The following is a 16,708-nucleotide window of genomic DNA, read 5'->3' as shown; positions in this document are numbered from 1 at the left end:
CCCCGTTTCTCACATGCCGAATTAACTAAGGCAATTAAATTTCGCGCTTAACCTCAACGATTTCGAAGACCTCGATTTGGTCGCCTACTTTCACGTCGTTGTAGTTCTTAACGCCGATACCACATTCCATACCGTTACGTACTTCTTGAACGTCGTCTTTAAAGCGACGTAGTGACTCTAGTTCACCTTCGTAGATAACTACGTTGTCGCGAAGTACACGGATTGGGTTGCTACGCTTAACGTTACCTTCAGTAACCATACAGCCCGCAATTGCGCCCAGTTTCGGTGACTTAAATACGTCACGTACTTCTGCAAGACCAATGATTTCCTGCTTGAATTCCGGTGCAAGCATACCGCTCATGGCCGCTTTCACTTCGTCAATTAGGTTATAGATAACGCTGTAGTAACGTAAATCAATTTCTTCAGCTTCTAGTACGCGACGCGCTGTAGCATCGGCACGAACGTTAAAGCCTAGTACGATAGCGCCTGATGCAGCCGCAAGGGTTGCGTCAGTTTCAGTGATACCACCTACACCACTACCTACAATGTTCACTTTTACTTCAGAAGTAGAAAGCTTAACCAATGATTCAGAAATCGCTTCTACAGAGCCCTGTACGTCAGCTTTAAGTACGATGTTAAGTTCGCTAACGTCACCTGATTCCATGTTCGCAAACATGTTTTCAAGTTTCGCTTTTTGCTGACGAGCAAGTTTAAGTTCACGTTTCTTCTGATGACGCTTAGCTGCTACTTCACGCGCTTTACGCTCGTCTTTAACAACGGCTGCGTCTTCACCCGCTACTGGAACACCAGACAGACCAAGTACTTCTACAGGTGTAGAAGGGCCCGCAACTTTAATTTCATTACCGTTTTCGTCGCGCATTGCACGAACACGGCCGTACTCTTCACCACAAAGTAGGATGTCACCAGCGCGTAATTGGCCTTCTTGAACCAATACAGATGCTACTGGACCACGGCCTTTATCAAGGCGAGATTCAATAACAATACCGCGACCTGGGCCTTCAGCTACTGCTTTAAGGTCAAGAACTTCAGCTTGTAGGACGATAGCTTCAAGCAATTCGTCTACGCCCATACCTGTTTTCGCAGAAACGTTACAGAACTGATGCTCACCGCCCCACTCTTCTGAGATAACTTCTAGTTGAGATAGCTCAGTTTTCACGCGATCAGGGTCAGCTGTTTCTTTATCCATTTTGTTCACTGCAACGATAAGAGGTACGCCAGCAGCACGAGCGTGCTGTACCGCTTCTTTCGTTTGAGGCATTACGCCGTCATCTGCAGCAACAACAAGAATAACGATATCCGTCGCCGTAGCACCACGAGCACGCATTGCGGTAAATGCGGCGTGTCCAGGTGTATCTAGGAACGTGATTTCGCCATTTTCTGTTTCTACTTTATATGCACCAATGTGCTGGGTAATACCACCGGCTTCACCGTCTGCTACTTTCGCGCGACGAATGTAGTCAAGCAATGAGGTTTTACCGTGGTCAACGTGACCCATGATGGTTACAACAGGTGCACGTGTGGTTTTTTCACCGCCAGTGCCATCTGCCAACAACTCATCTTCAAGCGCATTGTCGTTAACAAGCTCGTACTTATGGCCCATTTCTTCAATCACTAGTACCGCAGTATCTTGGTCTAGTACTTGGTTAATGGTTGCCATCTCCCCCATCTTCATCATCGTTTTGATAACTTCGTTAGACTTAATAGCAAGCTTACTTGCTAGTTCGCCAACGGTGATGGTTGCGCCAAGCTTAACAACACGCTCTACAGGTGCAGCTGGCTTGTTAAAGCCTTGCTTAAGGTGTTCACCCGCGTTTTTCTTCGACTTACGACGACGGCGTGATGAACGCTCAACCTGCATGTCTTCTTCGTCTTCCGCTTCTTGCGCGTAACGGTTAGAGTGCAAGTGAACTTCTTCAGCTTCTGCTTTTTTACGACGCTCTTCTTCTTCTTTCCAGCGACGCTCGTTTTCTTCAGCAAGCTTGCGCGCTTCGTCAGCCGCTTTCTTCGCGTCTTCTTCAAGCTTCTTCTGCGCTTCTTCTTCTTGCGCTTTACGCAGACGCTCTTCTTCCTGACGCGCAGCTTCAGCTTCAGCCTTTTCAGCTTCAGTCAGTTCTGGCTCGTCTGCCTTACGTGCTTCAGCTTCTTTCTTTGCTTGTTCTGCACGGCGGGCACGCTCTTCTTCAGCGGCTTTCTTCGCTTCTTCAGCTTTACGCGCTTTCTCCTCAGCGGCTTTTTTCGCTTCAGCTGCTGCTTTTTCTTCCGCTTCGCGCTTCAGGCGTGCTTCTTCTTCAAGACGCTTCGCCTCTTCTTCCGCTTGACGCTGCTGTTCTTCAACATCGCTACGCTTAACGTAAGTGCGCTTTTTACGTACTTCTACTTTCACTTCTTTAGACTTACCAACACTTAATGTGCTTGTTGTCTTACGCTTAAGTGTCATACGCGTTGGTTCAGCTGCGCTGCCGTGTTGCTTACTTAAATGATCCAATAGTTTTTGTTTCTCGTCTTCGTTTACCTGATCGCCGGCACTCTTAGTGATACCCGCGTCTTTAAACTGGCCAACCAATCGGTCAACGGTCGTACCAATGTCGCTGGCGAGCTTTTCAATAGATACATCTGCCATTACGTAATTTTCCCCCTGTTGACCTTACTCTTCTTCACTGAACCATACGATATTACGAGCCGCCATGATTAACGCACCGGCTTTCTCTTCGTCTAGTTCATCGATATCACTGATATCATCGGTACCTTGTTCTGCTAATTCTTCCAGGTCGGTAACACCGCGGCTGGCCAACACATAGGCCACGTGTTTACTCATACCTTCAAGATTTAATAAGGCTTCTGTAGGCTCTGCACCTTCAAGCGATTCTTCGTTCGCCAGTGCACGCGTGGTTAGGAAAGCACGCGCTCTGTTGCGCAGCTCTTCAACCATTTCTTCATCTAACCCTTCAACCGCTAAAAGCTCACTTGCAGGCACGTATGCCACTTCTTCTAACGTTGTAAAGCCTTCATCTACCAAGACAGACGCGAATTCTTCGTCAATGTCCAAACCAGCAGTAAATAGATCAAGTACCTTCGCGTTTTCTTCTTCGTGCTTCTTGTTGAGATCTTCAACCGTCATCACGTTAAGTTCCCAGCCTGTGAGCTGGCTAGCTAGGCGAACGTTTTGACCACTACGGCCAATTGCCTGTGCTAGGTTGTCTGCTTCAACCGCTACGTCCATGCTGTTGCTGTCTTCATCAACAACGATTGACGCCACTTCGGCGGGAGCCATAGCATTGATAACGAATTGCGCTGGGTTTTCGTCCCATAACACGATATCAACACGTTCACCGCCAAGTTCACCAGATACGGCTTGTACACGTGAACCACGCATACCGACACACGCACCTACTGGGTCTAAGCGTTTGTCATTAGTTTTAACTGCAATCTTTGCACGAGAACCTGGGTCACGCGCTGCAGATTTAATTTCTAGTGTCTCTTCCGCAATTTCTGGTACTTCCAGACGGAAAAGCTCAACTAGCATGTCTGGGTGCGTACGGCTAATAAATAGCTGTGCGCCACGTGCTTCTGGACGAATCACGTAAAGAAGACCACGTACACGGTCACCCGGGCGGAACGTTTCGCGAGGAAGCATGTCATCGCGGTAGATAACACCTTCAGCGTTGTTACCTAAGTCGATGATGATGTTGTCACGGTTTACTTTCTTAACCGTACCAGTAACTAATTCACCTACTTTATCTTCGTACTCAGCAATCATTTGCTGACGCTCAGCTTCACGTACTTTTTGTACGATCACTTGCTTAGCGGTTTGCGTAGTTATGCGGTCGAATTTTATAGATTCAATCTGTTCTTCCACATAATCGCCAAGTTGAATCTCTGGTTCGTCGATTTGTGCCGCAGAAATCGTAATTTCAGCAAACGGATTTTCCTGTTCTTGATCATCAGGAATAACCAACCAGCGACGGAATGTATCAAAGTCACCAGACGTTCTGTCGATGCTTACACGAACTTCAATCTCGCCTTCGTTTTTCTTTTTGGTTGCACTAGCGATTGCATACTCTAGCGCTTCAAAAATTTTCTCTCTAGGCACTTGTTTTTCATTTGAAACGGCTTCCGCCACTAACAAAATTTCTTTATTCATTTTCGCCTCTCTTATGCTTTCGTCGTTGAAAGCAGAGCTGTTCCGTTAATCGAACGTGGGAACAACGTTACCTTTTTCGATATTCGCCACAGCTAACTGGAACTGCTGGCCATCCACTTCAATACTCACGATGCCGTTTTCACACGCAAGTACTTTGCCTTTAAAATTACGTCTGTCGTCCATCGGCATAGACAAACGAACTTGAACCACTTCACCCACAGACTCGATGTAATGCTTTTCTTTGAAAAGCGGTCTGTCCATACCCGGTGATGACACTTCTAAGTTATATTCAGTGCTAATTGGATCTTCAACGTCCAAAATTGCGCTAACCTGATGACTTACATCTGCACAATCATCTACGGTAATACCGTTTTCATGATCAATAAAAACGCGAAGAATAGAATGTTTCCCCGCTCGTACAAACTCGATACCAACCAACTCAAAACCCAGTGCTTCAACACCTGGCTCTAACATTTCGGTTAGTTTCTCTTCAAGTTTTGCCAATGCAAACCTCCAAAAACGAAAAAAGGGCCTAAAGCCCACCTGTCATCACCCGGCTCAGCGAGGCTGACTCCAGGTTTTAATACAACAAAAAGCCCCGGACTAGCGGGGCTTTTATTAAAATTCTGAACCCATACCTGCCAACATGGGCAGTTGCAAACTTATGGGTAAAACCACCGATAGGTGATAGCTTGCTAATGCTGAGTGCGTTACTTTCCTTTAATGAGGGAGCCCGCTCTCATCACTTGATGGGCACATTATACGTATAGGCGCCGCATTAAGCAACAGCGAAAAGGCATGGGCGTTAGTCCTCATCTTTAAACTTCCCTTTTATGTCGAGAATTCTAGGCATAATTTCTATCATCAACTCGACCAGTCTTGGTTCAAAATGTTTACCTTTTTGACTTTCCATAAAATCAATCGTTTTTTCGATACTCCACGCATCTTTGTATGGACGTTTACTTGTGAGCGCATCGAACACATCAGCGATTGCACAAATACGTCCTTCAATAGGGATGTCCTCCCCAGCCAGCCCTTTAGGGTAACCTGTACCATCCCACTTTTCATGGTGAGTCAGTGACACTGATTTCGCTACTTTCAACAACAAAGAATTGCCACAATCACCAATGATTTCTGCGCCAATCTCAGGGTGATGTTTCATAGTGGCAAACTCTTCATCGGTCAGCTTACCCGGCTTTAACATTATGCTATCTGCAATACCTATTTTACCAATATCGTGCATTGGCGCGGCATGGAGTAACGTTTCGGCCTGTTTCTCTGTCAATCCATATGCTAGTGCTAGTTCTCTAGCATAGTGGCTCATGCGCATAACATGCATGCCCGTTTCATTATCTTTGTATTCTGCAGCCTTACCTAATCGCTGCACAACTTGTAGTCGGCTGTCTAGCAACTCATCAGCTTGCACTAAACTTAAGTGGGTTTTAACCCGAGCTTTCACAATGGCAGGCGATATAGGCTTAGTAATATAGTCCACCGCACCTGCTTCGAAGCCTTCGGTTTCCTCGTGCTCGTCATTTAAAGCGGTTACGAATATCACGGGAATATGTTTTGTATTAGCCTGTTGCTTGAGTTGTCGACACACCTCAAAACCGGTGAGCCCCGGCATCATAACATCGAGTAAAATTAAATTTGGCTGCCTTGACTCAGTGAGTTTTAATGCTTCTTCCCCGTTTCTTGCAAAAACAAGCTGGTAGTCATTCGCGAGAAGTTGCTTTAAAACTCTTAGATTTACTGGCTCATCATCAACGAGCAATAAAGTAGGTTTTGTTATTTCGATCTCTAACATGCCTTGTCTCTTTGGCTACTTCAGTTCTTGTATTAATGCAGAAATGTGCTCGTGCGCTAATTCGAATTCAAAATCATCAATATCCAAAAGGATTTGGCCAATCTGCTCTCTGTGACTTGAACACCCAACTTCTCTCAAAAACGTTAACTCTGCTTCATCTACCATGTTTTGCTTTACACTGTTGAGCATAGCCTCCAGGTGACTGAGTAGCAACGCATTATCAATACTTTCGTTGATTGCGTTTTCTGCGTACAAAGGCGATTCGCTTAACATCAATTCAATTTTGTCTAACGCACCACGAAGTAGATTAATGTCTTCGATGTTGACTCTTGTTCTCAATGCTTGTGCTTCAATCTCTTTAGTTACGTGATAAAACGTAGTCAAACAAAGGTTACCCGACGTACCCTTTAACCCATGAGCAAGCTTAGCAACAGTATCGTAGTCTTCTCGAATGGCAGCACTCATTAACCCATCGATTTTTTCTCTACTTGCATTAGAGAACTTATCGACTTCCCTTAACACAGTGTCTTCACTACCCCATAAATCAACCGCTTTTCTTAAATCTAATACCGCCTTTTCGACATTGAACGCTGAATCATTTGTATTCGAGCCGCCAATAGGAGCGCTTACGACGCGGGATTCAAGTTTTAGCACACGTGCTACTTCTTCCATCAACAGGCTAAAGTCCACCGGTTTATTGGCAAAACCTTCCATACCTGCTTGCTCAGCCGCATGCTTATCTTGTACAAGTACACTTGCCGTTAAGGCGATAATAGGCGTTGGAGGCAAACCGTGTTCTTTTTCGTATTCTCGGCGTTGCTTGGCAGCCTCTAGCCCATCTAACTTAGGCATTTGCAAATCCATTAGCACCACATCGAATGACGCTGACTGCATTTTTTCGAGCGCAATTAAGCCATCTGTTGCAGTGTCTACTTTATGTCCCGCTCGTGAAAGCAGAAGAGATAATAGCTCTATATTTTGCTGAACATCATCAACCACTAATACGCGTAACGTTGAGTCGATTTGTGTTGAAATAGGTTGTGCACTCTCAGAGGTACTTTCGCCAATTTCAACTTCCTTCAACGGCAACCTAAAGGTGAAAGTCGTGCCTTTGCCCTTTTCACTCGTAACGCAGATGTTTCCGCCCATTAGTTCAACAAGCTGTTTAGATATTGTGGTACCTAAACCTGTTCCACCATACTTCCTGCTCATTGAGGCATCTGCTTGCGAAAAGGGATCGAACACTCGCTCTACCTGCTCCTGCGTCATACCTATACCGGTATCTGACACCGCAAAGTATACAAATTCGTTATCTTTTCGTACGTTAATCGCAACTTCACCCTCGTGCGTAAATTTTACCGCGTTACCAATAAGGTTATTGAGGACCTGTCGCATGCGCTCAGGTACGCCTCTGTATCCATTAGCAACTGAATCATCAACGTTAAGCACAAGGCCCACTTTTTTCCGCTTTGCCTCTAACCAAAACGTAGATACCACTAAATCTAATTCTTCACGAATAAGGAAGTCTCGATAATCTAAGTCGAGCTTACCTTTGTCTAGTTTTGCGCTATCTAGAATATCGTTAAGAAGATGCAATAATGAACGGGCAGACCGGTTTATCGTCGTTAGATGAGATTTTTGCTCTTCACGTAATGACTCTCCGAGCATGAGGTCGCTGAAACCAATAATTGCATTCATGGGTGTACGAATTTCGTGACTCATATTAGCAAGAAATGCCGTTCGCGCAGCCGCAGCCTGTTCGGCCTTTTCTTTCGCCGCTTTTAACTCATCTTCCATTACCCGCCTTTGGGTTATATCAGAGATAAATCCGTCAACATAAAGAATGTTTCCATCACAGTCTTTAACATGAACGCCATGTTCGGTTACCCATTTCACCTCACCCGATTTCGCGATTATGCGATATTCATAAGAGAATGCATCGGCATTTTTTTGTTCATTAATACTTGAAAGCCGTTCAATATCATCAGGATGATAAAGGTCGGTAAACGAACGTTCTGGGTCAGGCAAAGTAAAGTCACTCGAAGAATAGCCGGTAATTTCCAATACAGCATCACTTACAAAAACCATGGGCCAGCCTGGCATATTCAGACACCTGTAAGCCATACCTGGTATATTGGAAATTAAGCTTCGAAATTTGGCTTCGCTTTCGCGCAGCGCATCTTCCATTTCTTTTCGTTTTCTAAGGTCCGATGCAAACGAAACAAATACAGGCTTACCGTCAACCTTGGTATAACCAACCCCTAAACGAACTGGAATTCGCTCGCCACCTTTGCGAAGTATCTCAACTTCCCTGCCAGTCCCTATGATTTGCTCAGTTGGCACAACGCGCTGACTGAAGAAGTCATCACCATATAAATGTCGCCTTTCTTCAGGAACCATTTCAGCAGCATGCATACCTACAACTTCTTCTTGGGTATAGCCATAAATTTGCTCGACAGCTGGGTTAGCGGTTTTAATAATGCCCTTATCGTCTACCGTAAGAATAGCATCGACGGCCGTATCTGTGATAGCGCTTTGAATGCGTTCACTTTCAATGGCACGCATCATAACGTCACGGTATTTAAAAAGTAGACTGATACCTAAAACCAGTGTAATCAGCACTAAAGTAACGATAGCAATGGAAATAGCTAAGAAAACTGCGATGTTTGACGACTGACCTGATATTTCCATGCCAGGCGGTAAAACAAATCGTGCGGCAGCCATGCCAGTGTAGTGCATACCGGCAATAGCCAGGCCCATGACAACACTTGCCAAAAGCATATGTTTACCCAACATTTTTCTGCTTCTAGTGGCGGCTGTTATACCGAACTTAATCCACAGCGATAGCATTGCCAAGCCAACGGCGACTACAATGGAGAGGGCGAATATGCCAATGTTATAGCGTAGAAGCGGCGCCATATCCATTGCGGCCATACCGCTGTAATGCATGGTACCTATGCCAGCTCCCACTAACACGCCACCTAACACTACTTCTGCAACACTTATACGTGTTTTGACCAAAAGATGAAGCGCTACCCACGCTGCAGCGACACCCGGAATTGCGGAAAGTCCAGTAATAAGAGGGTCGTAATTAACAGGTAAGCATAAATCAAAGGCGGTCATGCCTAAAAAATGCATTGACCAAATGCCGCCCCCCAGCGCCAGACTCCCAGCCCCTAACAACGTACCTCGCCTAAGCCTATCTTGTGTAACTGCGGCTTGCCCTGCCACTGTAAACGCCATATATGAAGCGAACACAGCTAAAAATAATGACAGAAGGACTAAGGGAAAATGATATGCGCCCTCTATTAATGTGGCGTGCTCTTCAATAGTAAAAAAACGAGAAACCATAACGCGGCCAGACAACCTATATAATGTAATTTTCAATAATGGCGTAACTGTAACTTAGCACACTCGTTTGTTTAGTGCGGTAATAAATTCGTACCAGTTAATTCAAGTTATCGTGGAATTCAGGAGATGTTAGAATGTATTTTGGCTAGAAAAGAAAAACCCAGCAAATGCTGGGTTTAAAATGTGGTTGCGGGAGCAGGATTTGAACCTACGACCTTCGGGTTATGAGCCCGACGAGCTACCAGACTGCTCCATCCCGCGACTGTACGGTTTAGATTGCCTAAGCAATACTTTCTTATTTCTGGTTTTACTAATTGGTTGCGGGAGCAGGATTTGAACCTACGACCTTCGGGTTATGAGCCCGACGAGCTACCAGACTGCTCCATCCCGCGCTTGTACGGTAAAGTATGCTTTCGCAATACTTTGAAATTCTGGTTATTTTCTGTGGTTGCGGGAGCAGGATTTGAACCTACGACCTTCGGGTTATGAGCCCGACGAGCTACCAGACTGCTCCATCCCGCGCCAGAAAATTATCGCTGAAAGCGCTTCGTTTATTGCCTCGCTTCAACGTGGTGCGTATTATACATAGGGACTTAATCAACACAAGTGCCAAGTAGAGAAATATTTCATTTTTCTGACTGTTAGCAGTTTAATTGACCAACATGAACAAAGTTAGTACGAATTTCCCCATATCCTGTCACTATTTGTACGGCGTAATTCGACTTATTTGAATTTTTCCATTTTTTCAGCCAACGAAAAGTCTAATTCAGTCAACCCATCAGCGTCATGGGTAGTCAATGTTACCTCTACCTTATTGTATACATTGAACCATTCAGGGTGATGCTTTAGTTTTTCCGCCCAAATCGCAATTTGCGACATCCACCCAAAAGCGCGGATAAAGCTTTTAAACATAAATGTTTTTTTGATGGTATCGCCGCTTCGTTCCCATGGGCTGTCATCACTGACCAACGCATTTAGCCCGTCTAATTTTTCGCTTATTTGTTTTTCTGATAGCTTTACCGCCATTCGTTGCTCCTTCGTTAAATTTGATTGAGTTAACCAGTATGCTGACTTCTATTACGGAATAATGTAATCAATTGGTTTTGAGAATGAAAAATTAAGAGAGATAAAATAGGAAAAAGTGTGGAGGCTATAGTTTACAAAAAAGCCTGCCTTTTAAGCTATCGCCAAAGGCAGGCTAGACGTTTTATTAATTGGTCAGTTAAAACTCAATCGCTAAGCGCGCATAGATTTGTCGACCTCTTGGGTCGTGAACTTTAGAGTCGAAACCACTGTTGGTAAATAACTGAGGCGGTTCCTCATCAAACAAGTTGATGGCACCTAATGTTAATACGTAACTTTGCTCAGTGTCATACAAACCACCTAAATCAATATTGTATTGTGCATCTACCGTTAAGTGACTATCCACTTCGTAAAAGCCATTAGAGCAGCCTCCCACGTTAGCCGTACCGTCCGCACAGTTTTGATCGTCGTCATATGACGAGATATAACGTAGGAAAATATTCGCAGCATGAATATCGTTTTGCCACGCAAGCCCTAAATTAGCGCGTAGTTCAGGTGAAGACACACCAATGTTATTGAAATTACGACGTCCAGCGCCATCGATGTTACCCGCTTGTGGATCCATCAAGTCGTACTTCGTAATGTAGGTGGCATTTAACGTAGGCGTAAAGTTGCCAAAGTCTGTCTCTATCTTGTAGCTGGTAACGAAGTCTAAACCTGACGTTTCCAATGAACTTGCATTAACATACGTATTGTTTATCTGAAGTACAGGGCCTGTCAAAGGGTCGCCCGCCCGCACTACGCGGTCGGTGTTAGTTGGGTCTTCGTTAAGCACAGCTTGCGCGTTTTCTTGGATTATCAGGTCCTCAAACTCAAAGTTCCAATAATCCACCTCGATAGAGAAGTCTCTGAATGGTTCATAAGAGAAACCAACGTTATACGCGGTCGACTCTTCTGGTTTTAAGTCCTCATTACCCGATGTTCTCACTGCCACGAACGCAACTGCACCTTGAACAGGGTCGATAAGCTGCTGCAATGATGTTGCACCGCCCTGCGCTAAGAATACTGTTGGTGCTCTAAACGACGTAGATATAGATCCGCGCAGCGAGAACTCATCAGTAGCACGCCATGATATCGCCAGTTTAGGGTCAACCGTGCTGCCTATCGAGCCGCCGTAATCTTCATATCGCACTGCCAATTGAACGTCTAACTCATCGTTAATTGGCAAGGCAAGCTCACCAAAGGCCGCCCATACATCTTGACTGCCATCAATATCAGGGTTACCGATAACGAATGTAAAACTGTCTTGGTTAGCAAGGTCATCGTAGTCTTGGCTCAGCTGATTTTCACGATATTGCACGCCAAGTGCTAATGCGGCAAATCCGCCACCCATTTCAAATACATCGAACGATGTAAACGCTTCGAACACTTCAAGATCGGCCTTTGAATCAATAACCTCAGTGCCGGTAAACGAGCTTACTACATAGTCTGAGTTCGGTGCGGTTGTATAAGAATTAGCAAACGGGTTAAAGAACTGACAGTCTCCAACACCTGGCGAACCCGCAATCGGATCGCAATTTGAACCACCAAGCCCATAAAGTGCCAATTGGAACTCGGTATTAAGTACATCAGGCACTTTAAATACAAAATCGTTCACTGCGCGGGTGTAGCTCACTTCCCAGAACCCAGAGTCAGTTACACCTTGTAAACTGGTGCTAAAGCGTAAGGTATCTGATTCAGTGTTTGCTGGGTCACCGGAAAACCCATTACCTTCGGCGCGACCAAAAAATGCCACTGACTGACCAAACGGGTTTTGTGGGTGATAATCAGGGACAATGGGCGAAGTCAGAATAGGAAAACTTGGAGCACCGCCGCGCTCAGCGCGGTTTCTCGCAGTACTGAATTCAGCTGTCCAGGTAATATCGTTATCAAATTCATAGTCGGCGCGCACGTAGGCATTAGTTCTGCTTTCGTCAGCTACGTAGGAATAGAACTTACCGAAATCAAAACCGCAAAAACCAACCTCTAAGCCAGGTATAGTGCCGCTAGGTGCTAGTAAGTTTGGCGAACCTCCAAACTCTTCACAGCCGTAGGGGTCAATAATTGGTAACGGACCTGCTCCTGGAATATTTAAAAAGAAAGAGCCGGGGTTACCCAATGCACTGGTGTCGTCTTCTGGTCGACTTAAGCGCCTATCGCTTAGAAATAATGGAGAGCGATTAGTATAACTGATCGCAGCCAGTACGCTCCCATTGTCACCTGTTGCGCCCCATAGTCCTTGTAAAATATATTCTTTGTTGTCGCCGTGCGCACCATCTTGGTAGTCGGCAGTAACCATAGCGCCGTCATAGTTGCGCTTGGTGATAAAGTTAACCACACCAGCCACGGCATCTGAGCCATACAAAGCAGATGCACCGTCTTTTACCACTTCCATTCTATCGATGGCTATCATTGGAACCAATGAGCTTGTGTCAACGAAGTTTAACCCTTCATTTGTAGGCTGCGCGGTAACAACCTGACGTTTGTTATTAAGAAGCACCAAGGTCGATGCCACACCTAAACCGCGAAGGTTGATGTTTGACGTGCCCGCCGTAGCGTTCTGAGTGAAAGCATCGGGGTTGTTTTCTGCGCCTGTATTGATTGTGAGCGTCTGTGTAATGTCTGCGATATTTTTGGCACCAATAGCATCAATGGCAACGCTATCGACAACCGCAAGCGGCGATGGAGATTCAAAGTTTTCGCTTCTGCGAACGAAACTTCCGGTAACGAGAATAAGTTCAACGTCTTTCTTAGCTTCTTGCTCAGACTCAACGTCAGATTCTTGGGCTGATGCGATATAAGGAGAGCAAAATAAAGCAGTACCCACCATGGCGGCAACTGCTGTCTTACGCGTTTTAAATTTCATAGTGTGATTCCAAATCTGGGCTTATCACTACCGGCACTACTACCCACACTTTCCGCTAGCAACAGGCTGTTCGATTTCGTGTTGTTATTGTTTGTAAACAACAAAATGTTGGCTTACATGATTGATACTATGCCCGAATTTTATTTTTGTAAATTTATTGTGAATAATATGTTTACATTAATTTTACACATGGTCAGACCAGATAGACTTAAGGCTAAAACACCCAAGACCTAATTCTTTAGTCAGTGAGAAGATGTTTCTCTAAGTGCGTAATTTATTCACTGTTGTTCTTGTACAAAGAAACCCCCAAATAAACATAAGCACTATTAATCAATAACTTAGAAAAAATTAGATCACCGGAATACTTCTTGAAGCGAGCTAGTCATACATAAGTAAATGGTAATGAGGTCTATGGACTTTCCAAAGATTGATGAGGTGTACAAGCTATTAAGTGGAAAGCTTGAAAGCTGGATAGAAGGCGCGATCACCCTTCTTCCTAATATTGTCGTTGCCTTCCTTATCGCGATGCTATTTGGCGTTATAGCGAAAATGGTTGGTAATGTGGTTGGCAAGCTGATGCGTCGAACGTTTGAATCTCGTCAAATCGCCGGTCTGCTAACCTCTATCATTAAGGCAATAGTGCTCGTTGCCGGTATATTCATAGCCCTAGATTTTGTAGGCCTCAAAGGCACGGTTACCTCTCTTCTTGCTGGTGCAGGTATTGTTGGCTTGGCGATTGGTTTCGCATTCCAAGACATGACAGAAAATTTCATTGCCGGCATAGCAATGGGGATAAGAAAACCATTTGATATTGGAGACGTTATTGAGGCTGAAGGCGTTTTTGGTAACGTAAAAGAAATAAATTTGCGCAACACGCTAGTTGAAACCTTTTATGGCCAACTTGAAGTGATCCCAAATAAAATTCTCTTTCGCAATATTTTGACCAATTATTCATATCTTGGTTACCGACGTATAGAAGTTCCGGTTGGCATTTCTTACGCTGACGATATTGAGAAAGCAGCAGAGGTTATAACCGATGCTATGAACGAAAAAGACTACGTGATAAAGAAAGATGAAACCGCCGTTTACGCAGAATCTTTCGGTGACTCAAGTATCAATTTATTGCTGTGGTTTTGGATCCGCTACCCGGGCGAACCTGGATTCATGGTAGTAAGACATGACGCTATCAATACGGTTAAAACGGTACTTGAAAACAACGACATACTTATTCCGTTCCCAATTAGAACTTTGGATTTTAATGCCAAAGGTGGTGACAAATTAAATACCATGCTCAAAAAGCATAACGAGCAAGGTGTTAATAGCAAACCCAGTTCATCAACCCAGCAGTCTGATGTAAAAGCAGGTGAAAACCCAGAGCAGCCTGCAGAAGAGTAAATTTAAAGGAGAAACAAATGGAAATGTTACATTCAAAATCGCTAAAACACGTACTGTTAGCCATGCTAATCACAGCAAGCTTCGGGATTTTAGGTGGCTGCGCGACAATAGAGGGCGCAGGTAAGGATATTCAAAGCGCAGGTGAAGCAGTGGAAGAAGGTGCTGAGGAAGCATCTAATTAAGAAGTAATCCAATTGCATAAGTAAGTTGCAAAAATAAACCCGATGCTTTTTGAGAAAGTTAAAAAGCATCGGGCTTTCACAGTATTTATTTGTATTGATTTTAACCCACAATCAAGCGCCTTATACGCAAGTTTGTTTACCTTGTTGTAGGCAGTCAGTAAAGACTAATACTCATACGCTTGGTCTTGTAAGTGCGCCGTTACGGCTTAAGTACCGCTAGCATTAAAAAACCTCCCACCAGCGCCGGTTTGCCACTTGACTTAAGTAAGCAACTTGCCTCAACTTTGAACAACTTCCCTTGAGGTTTTTCGCTAATTTCTACAAGTTTGAATTGATATTTAACTGCATCGTTGCTTTTCACCGGTTCAAGAAACCGTAATGTGTCTATTCCGTAGTTAATCATCGACGCAATGCGGTCACTTGGGGCTATGACCTCTGCGAATGCCTTAGGCATAAGACTGGCAGTAAGAAAGCCGTGAGCAATTGTTGTTTTAAACGGGCTTTGCGTTTCACAACGTGCTGTATCCAAATGGATCCACTGATGATCTCCTGTTGCATCGGCAAACTGATTAATCATTTCCTGTGTTACTGTTAACCATTCAGGCTGCTCCAGTGATTCCCCCACTGACAAATCTAAAAGTGTTTGCATTTTCAAGTCCAATCTCTGTTTATTAGCGACCAACCTACTATTATTAGCTTGAATACTTCAATTAACTTTTAATAATAGGTATTTATAAATATTCTTGTTACACTAACGTAAATTATTCGTAGATGCTATGTAGCACGTTATCGGAGTGTTGGTCAAAAACACAATAGTGTAAATCAGCGCCTTTTCATCTATCGGCTATTTTCAGGGCACTCGCTCTTAAAGGATTAGTTATGAATCTCAATAGAATCGATTTGAACCTTTTCGCAGTATTCGACGCCATTTATACGGCAGGAAGCTTAACCAAGGCAGCAGATGTCTTATGCATTACCCAGCCCGCGGTAAGTAACTCTCTTGCAAGGTTGAGAGAAATGTTAAACGACCCGCTATTTGTTCGTACTGGCCACAGCATGACACCAACACCTGTAGCCCAAAACATTATTGTGCCTGCGCGTCAGGCATTGGCGTTACTGCGAAAAAGCGTTCAGGAAAGTCATACCTTCGACCCCTTAACCGCTGAAAAATCATTCAATTTTGCAAGTAGAGATCTACTTGAAGCTAGCATTATGCCGCGCTTAGTTGCTCGACTTCAGAATCTTGCCCCCAATATCGGCTTGACCAACTATGAAATACCTAGAAGCCAAGTAGTATCCGCTATGGCAGCAGGAACATTAGATTTTTTCGCCGATGCATCAACTTTTACCGATCCACACCTTTGCAAAGAAAAAATCGCACAAGATCGATTTGTGGTGCTCGCTCGAAAAAATCACCCAGCGCTTAAAAACGGATTAGACTTAGATACATTTTTGCGTTTAGGTCATATCAACGTATCTCAACGTAAGTCGGGAGCCGGTCCGATTGATATCGCCTTAGACAAAATGGGAAAGAGAAGAAAAGAGGTCATGCGTGGTCAGCACTTTTTAACGGTACCCAGTACGATTGTGAAAACAGACTTGATAGCATGTTTACCTTTTCATTTGGCCAAACACTACGACCTTGCCATATACGAAATGCCATTTGACCTTCCCGCAGTGGAATATTTTTTGTATTGGCATGTAAGCGCAGACCACGACTATGCTCATATGTGGATGCGCGAACAAATAATGGAAGTCGCGAGTAACTTTAAACCCCATTAGCCTTCATTCAACAAATATTGAACGCCCCATTGGGGCGTTTTTTTGGTTACAGCATACTTATAGAACACTATACCTAAGTATTACCCCCATTCTTTTCAAGC

11 protein-coding genes and 3 tRNA genes are annotated in these 16,708 nt (G+C 44.4%); 3 read left to right on the top strand and 11 right to left on the bottom strand.

Annotated elements, in window-relative coordinates; all coding sequences use genetic code 11:
- Positions 1-34: 34 nt before the first annotated feature.
- The 10 genes from infB to E5672_RS05645 form a co-directional block, all read right to left on the bottom strand.
- On the bottom strand, positions 35-2,641 hold the full coding sequence (infB, locus tag E5672_RS05690; protein ID WP_136781309.1) for a translation initiation factor IF-2: 2,607 nt from the start codon (positions 2,639-2,641) through the stop codon (positions 35-37).
- A gap of 24 nt (positions 2,642-2,665) precedes the next feature.
- Positions 2,666-4,162, bottom strand: a complete 1,497-nt coding sequence (gene nusA, locus E5672_RS05685; RefSeq protein WP_136781308.1) for a transcription termination factor NusA — start codon at positions 4,160-4,162, stop codon at positions 2,666-2,668.
- Positions 4,163-4,207: 45 nt separating this feature from the next.
- Positions 4,208-4,666: a ribosome maturation factor RimP gene (gene rimP, locus E5672_RS05680; RefSeq protein WP_071817471.1), complete on the bottom strand. Its 459-nt coding sequence runs from the start codon at positions 4,664-4,666 to the stop codon at positions 4,208-4,210.
- A 301-nt stretch (positions 4,667-4,967) separates the two neighbouring features.
- The gene (locus tag E5672_RS05675) at positions 4,968-5,969 is read right to left on the bottom strand and encodes a response regulator (protein WP_136781307.1); all 1,002 of its coding nucleotides are present in this window, start codon (positions 5,967-5,969) and stop codon (positions 4,968-4,970) included.
- A gap of 15 nt (positions 5,970-5,984) precedes the next feature.
- On the bottom strand, positions 5,985-9,320 hold the full coding sequence (locus E5672_RS05670) for an MHYT domain-containing protein (protein ID WP_136781306.1): 3,336 nt from the start codon (positions 9,318-9,320) through the stop codon (positions 5,985-5,987).
- Between the two features lie 184 nt (positions 9,321-9,504).
- A tRNA-Met gene (locus E5672_RS05665) sits at positions 9,505-9,581 on the bottom strand.
- Positions 9,582-9,635: 54 nt separating this feature from the next.
- A tRNA-Met gene (locus tag E5672_RS05660) sits at positions 9,636-9,712 on the bottom strand.
- A 53-nt stretch (positions 9,713-9,765) separates the two neighbouring features.
- A tRNA-Met gene (locus E5672_RS05655) sits at positions 9,766-9,842 on the bottom strand.
- Positions 9,843-10,043: 201 nt separating this feature from the next.
- Entirely contained in the window at positions 10,044-10,346 is a 303-nt protein-coding gene (locus E5672_RS05650; protein ID WP_136781305.1) for a 4a-hydroxytetrahydrobiopterin dehydratase, read from the bottom strand.
- Between the two features lie 196 nt (positions 10,347-10,542).
- Positions 10,543-13,248, bottom strand: coding sequence for a TonB-dependent receptor (locus E5672_RS05645; protein WP_136781304.1), 2,706 nt, complete (start codon positions 13,246-13,248; stop codon positions 10,543-10,545).
- A gap of 411 nt (positions 13,249-13,659) precedes the next feature.
- Between E5672_RS05645 and E5672_RS05640 the strand changes: the two genes are divergently transcribed.
- Positions 13,660-14,643, top strand: a complete 984-nt coding sequence (locus E5672_RS05640; protein WP_136781303.1) for a mechanosensitive ion channel family protein — start codon at positions 13,660-13,662, stop codon at positions 14,641-14,643.
- A 17-nt stretch (positions 14,644-14,660) separates the two neighbouring features.
- Positions 14,661-14,825 carry an entericidin A/B family lipoprotein gene (locus tag E5672_RS05635; RefSeq protein ID WP_136781302.1) on the top strand — a complete coding sequence of 55 codons (165 nt, stop codon included), beginning with the start codon at positions 14,661-14,663 and terminating at the stop codon, positions 14,823-14,825.
- Positions 14,826-15,024: 199 nt separating this feature from the next.
- On the opposite strand, the gene E5672_RS05630 is transcribed toward E5672_RS05635, so the two are convergent.
- A complete protein-coding gene (locus tag E5672_RS05630; protein ID WP_136781301.1) occupies positions 15,025-15,474 on the bottom strand; it encodes a MaoC family dehydratase in 450 nt (149 codons plus the stop codon).
- 230 nt (positions 15,475-15,704) lie between these two features.
- On the opposite strand from E5672_RS05630, the gene E5672_RS05625 reads away from it, so the two are divergent.
- Positions 15,705-16,607, top strand: coding sequence for a LysR family transcriptional regulator (locus E5672_RS05625; protein ID WP_136781300.1), 903 nt, complete (start codon positions 15,705-15,707; stop codon positions 16,605-16,607).
- Positions 16,608-16,708: the final 101 nt, after the last annotated feature.

This window comes from Alteromonas portus, from assembly GCF_005117025.1.
Taxonomy (GTDB): Bacteria; Pseudomonadota; Gammaproteobacteria; order Enterobacterales; family Alteromonadaceae; genus Alteromonas; species Alteromonas portus.
The sequence above is the reverse complement of the archived record's forward strand: the minus strand, read 5'-3'. Positions and strand labels throughout refer to the sequence as shown.

Coding starts and splice junctions, on each gene's coding strand:
- infB (WP_136781309.1), bottom strand. CDS start 2,641: ATGGCAGATGTATCTATTGAAAAGCTCGCCAGCGACATTGGTACGACC.
- nusA (WP_136781308.1), bottom strand. CDS start 4,162: ATGAATAAAGAAATTTTGTTAGTGGCGGAAGCCGTTTCAAATGAAAAA.
- E5672_RS05675 (WP_136781307.1), bottom strand. CDS start 5,969: ATGTTAGAGATCGAAATAACAAAACCTACTTTATTGCTCGTTGATGAT.
- E5672_RS05670 (WP_136781306.1), bottom strand. CDS start 9,320: ATGGTTTCTCGTTTTTTTACTATTGAAGAGCACGCCACATTAATAGAG.
- E5672_RS05650 (WP_136781305.1), bottom strand. CDS start 10,346: ATGGCGGTAAAGCTATCAGAAAAACAAATAAGCGAAAAATTAGACGGG.
- E5672_RS05645 (WP_136781304.1), bottom strand. CDS start 13,248: ATGAAATTTAAAACGCGTAAGACAGCAGTTGCCGCCATGGTGGGTACT.
- E5672_RS05640 (WP_136781303.1), top strand. CDS start 13,660: ATGGACTTTCCAAAGATTGATGAGGTGTACAAGCTATTAAGTGGAAAG.
- E5672_RS05635 (WP_136781302.1), top strand. CDS start 14,661: ATGGAAATGTTACATTCAAAATCGCTAAAACACGTACTGTTAGCCATG.
- E5672_RS05630 (WP_136781301.1), bottom strand. CDS start 15,474: ATGCAAACACTTTTAGATTTGTCAGTGGGGGAATCACTGGAGCAGCCT.
- E5672_RS05625 (WP_136781300.1), top strand. CDS start 15,705: ATGAATCTCAATAGAATCGATTTGAACCTTTTCGCAGTATTCGACGCC.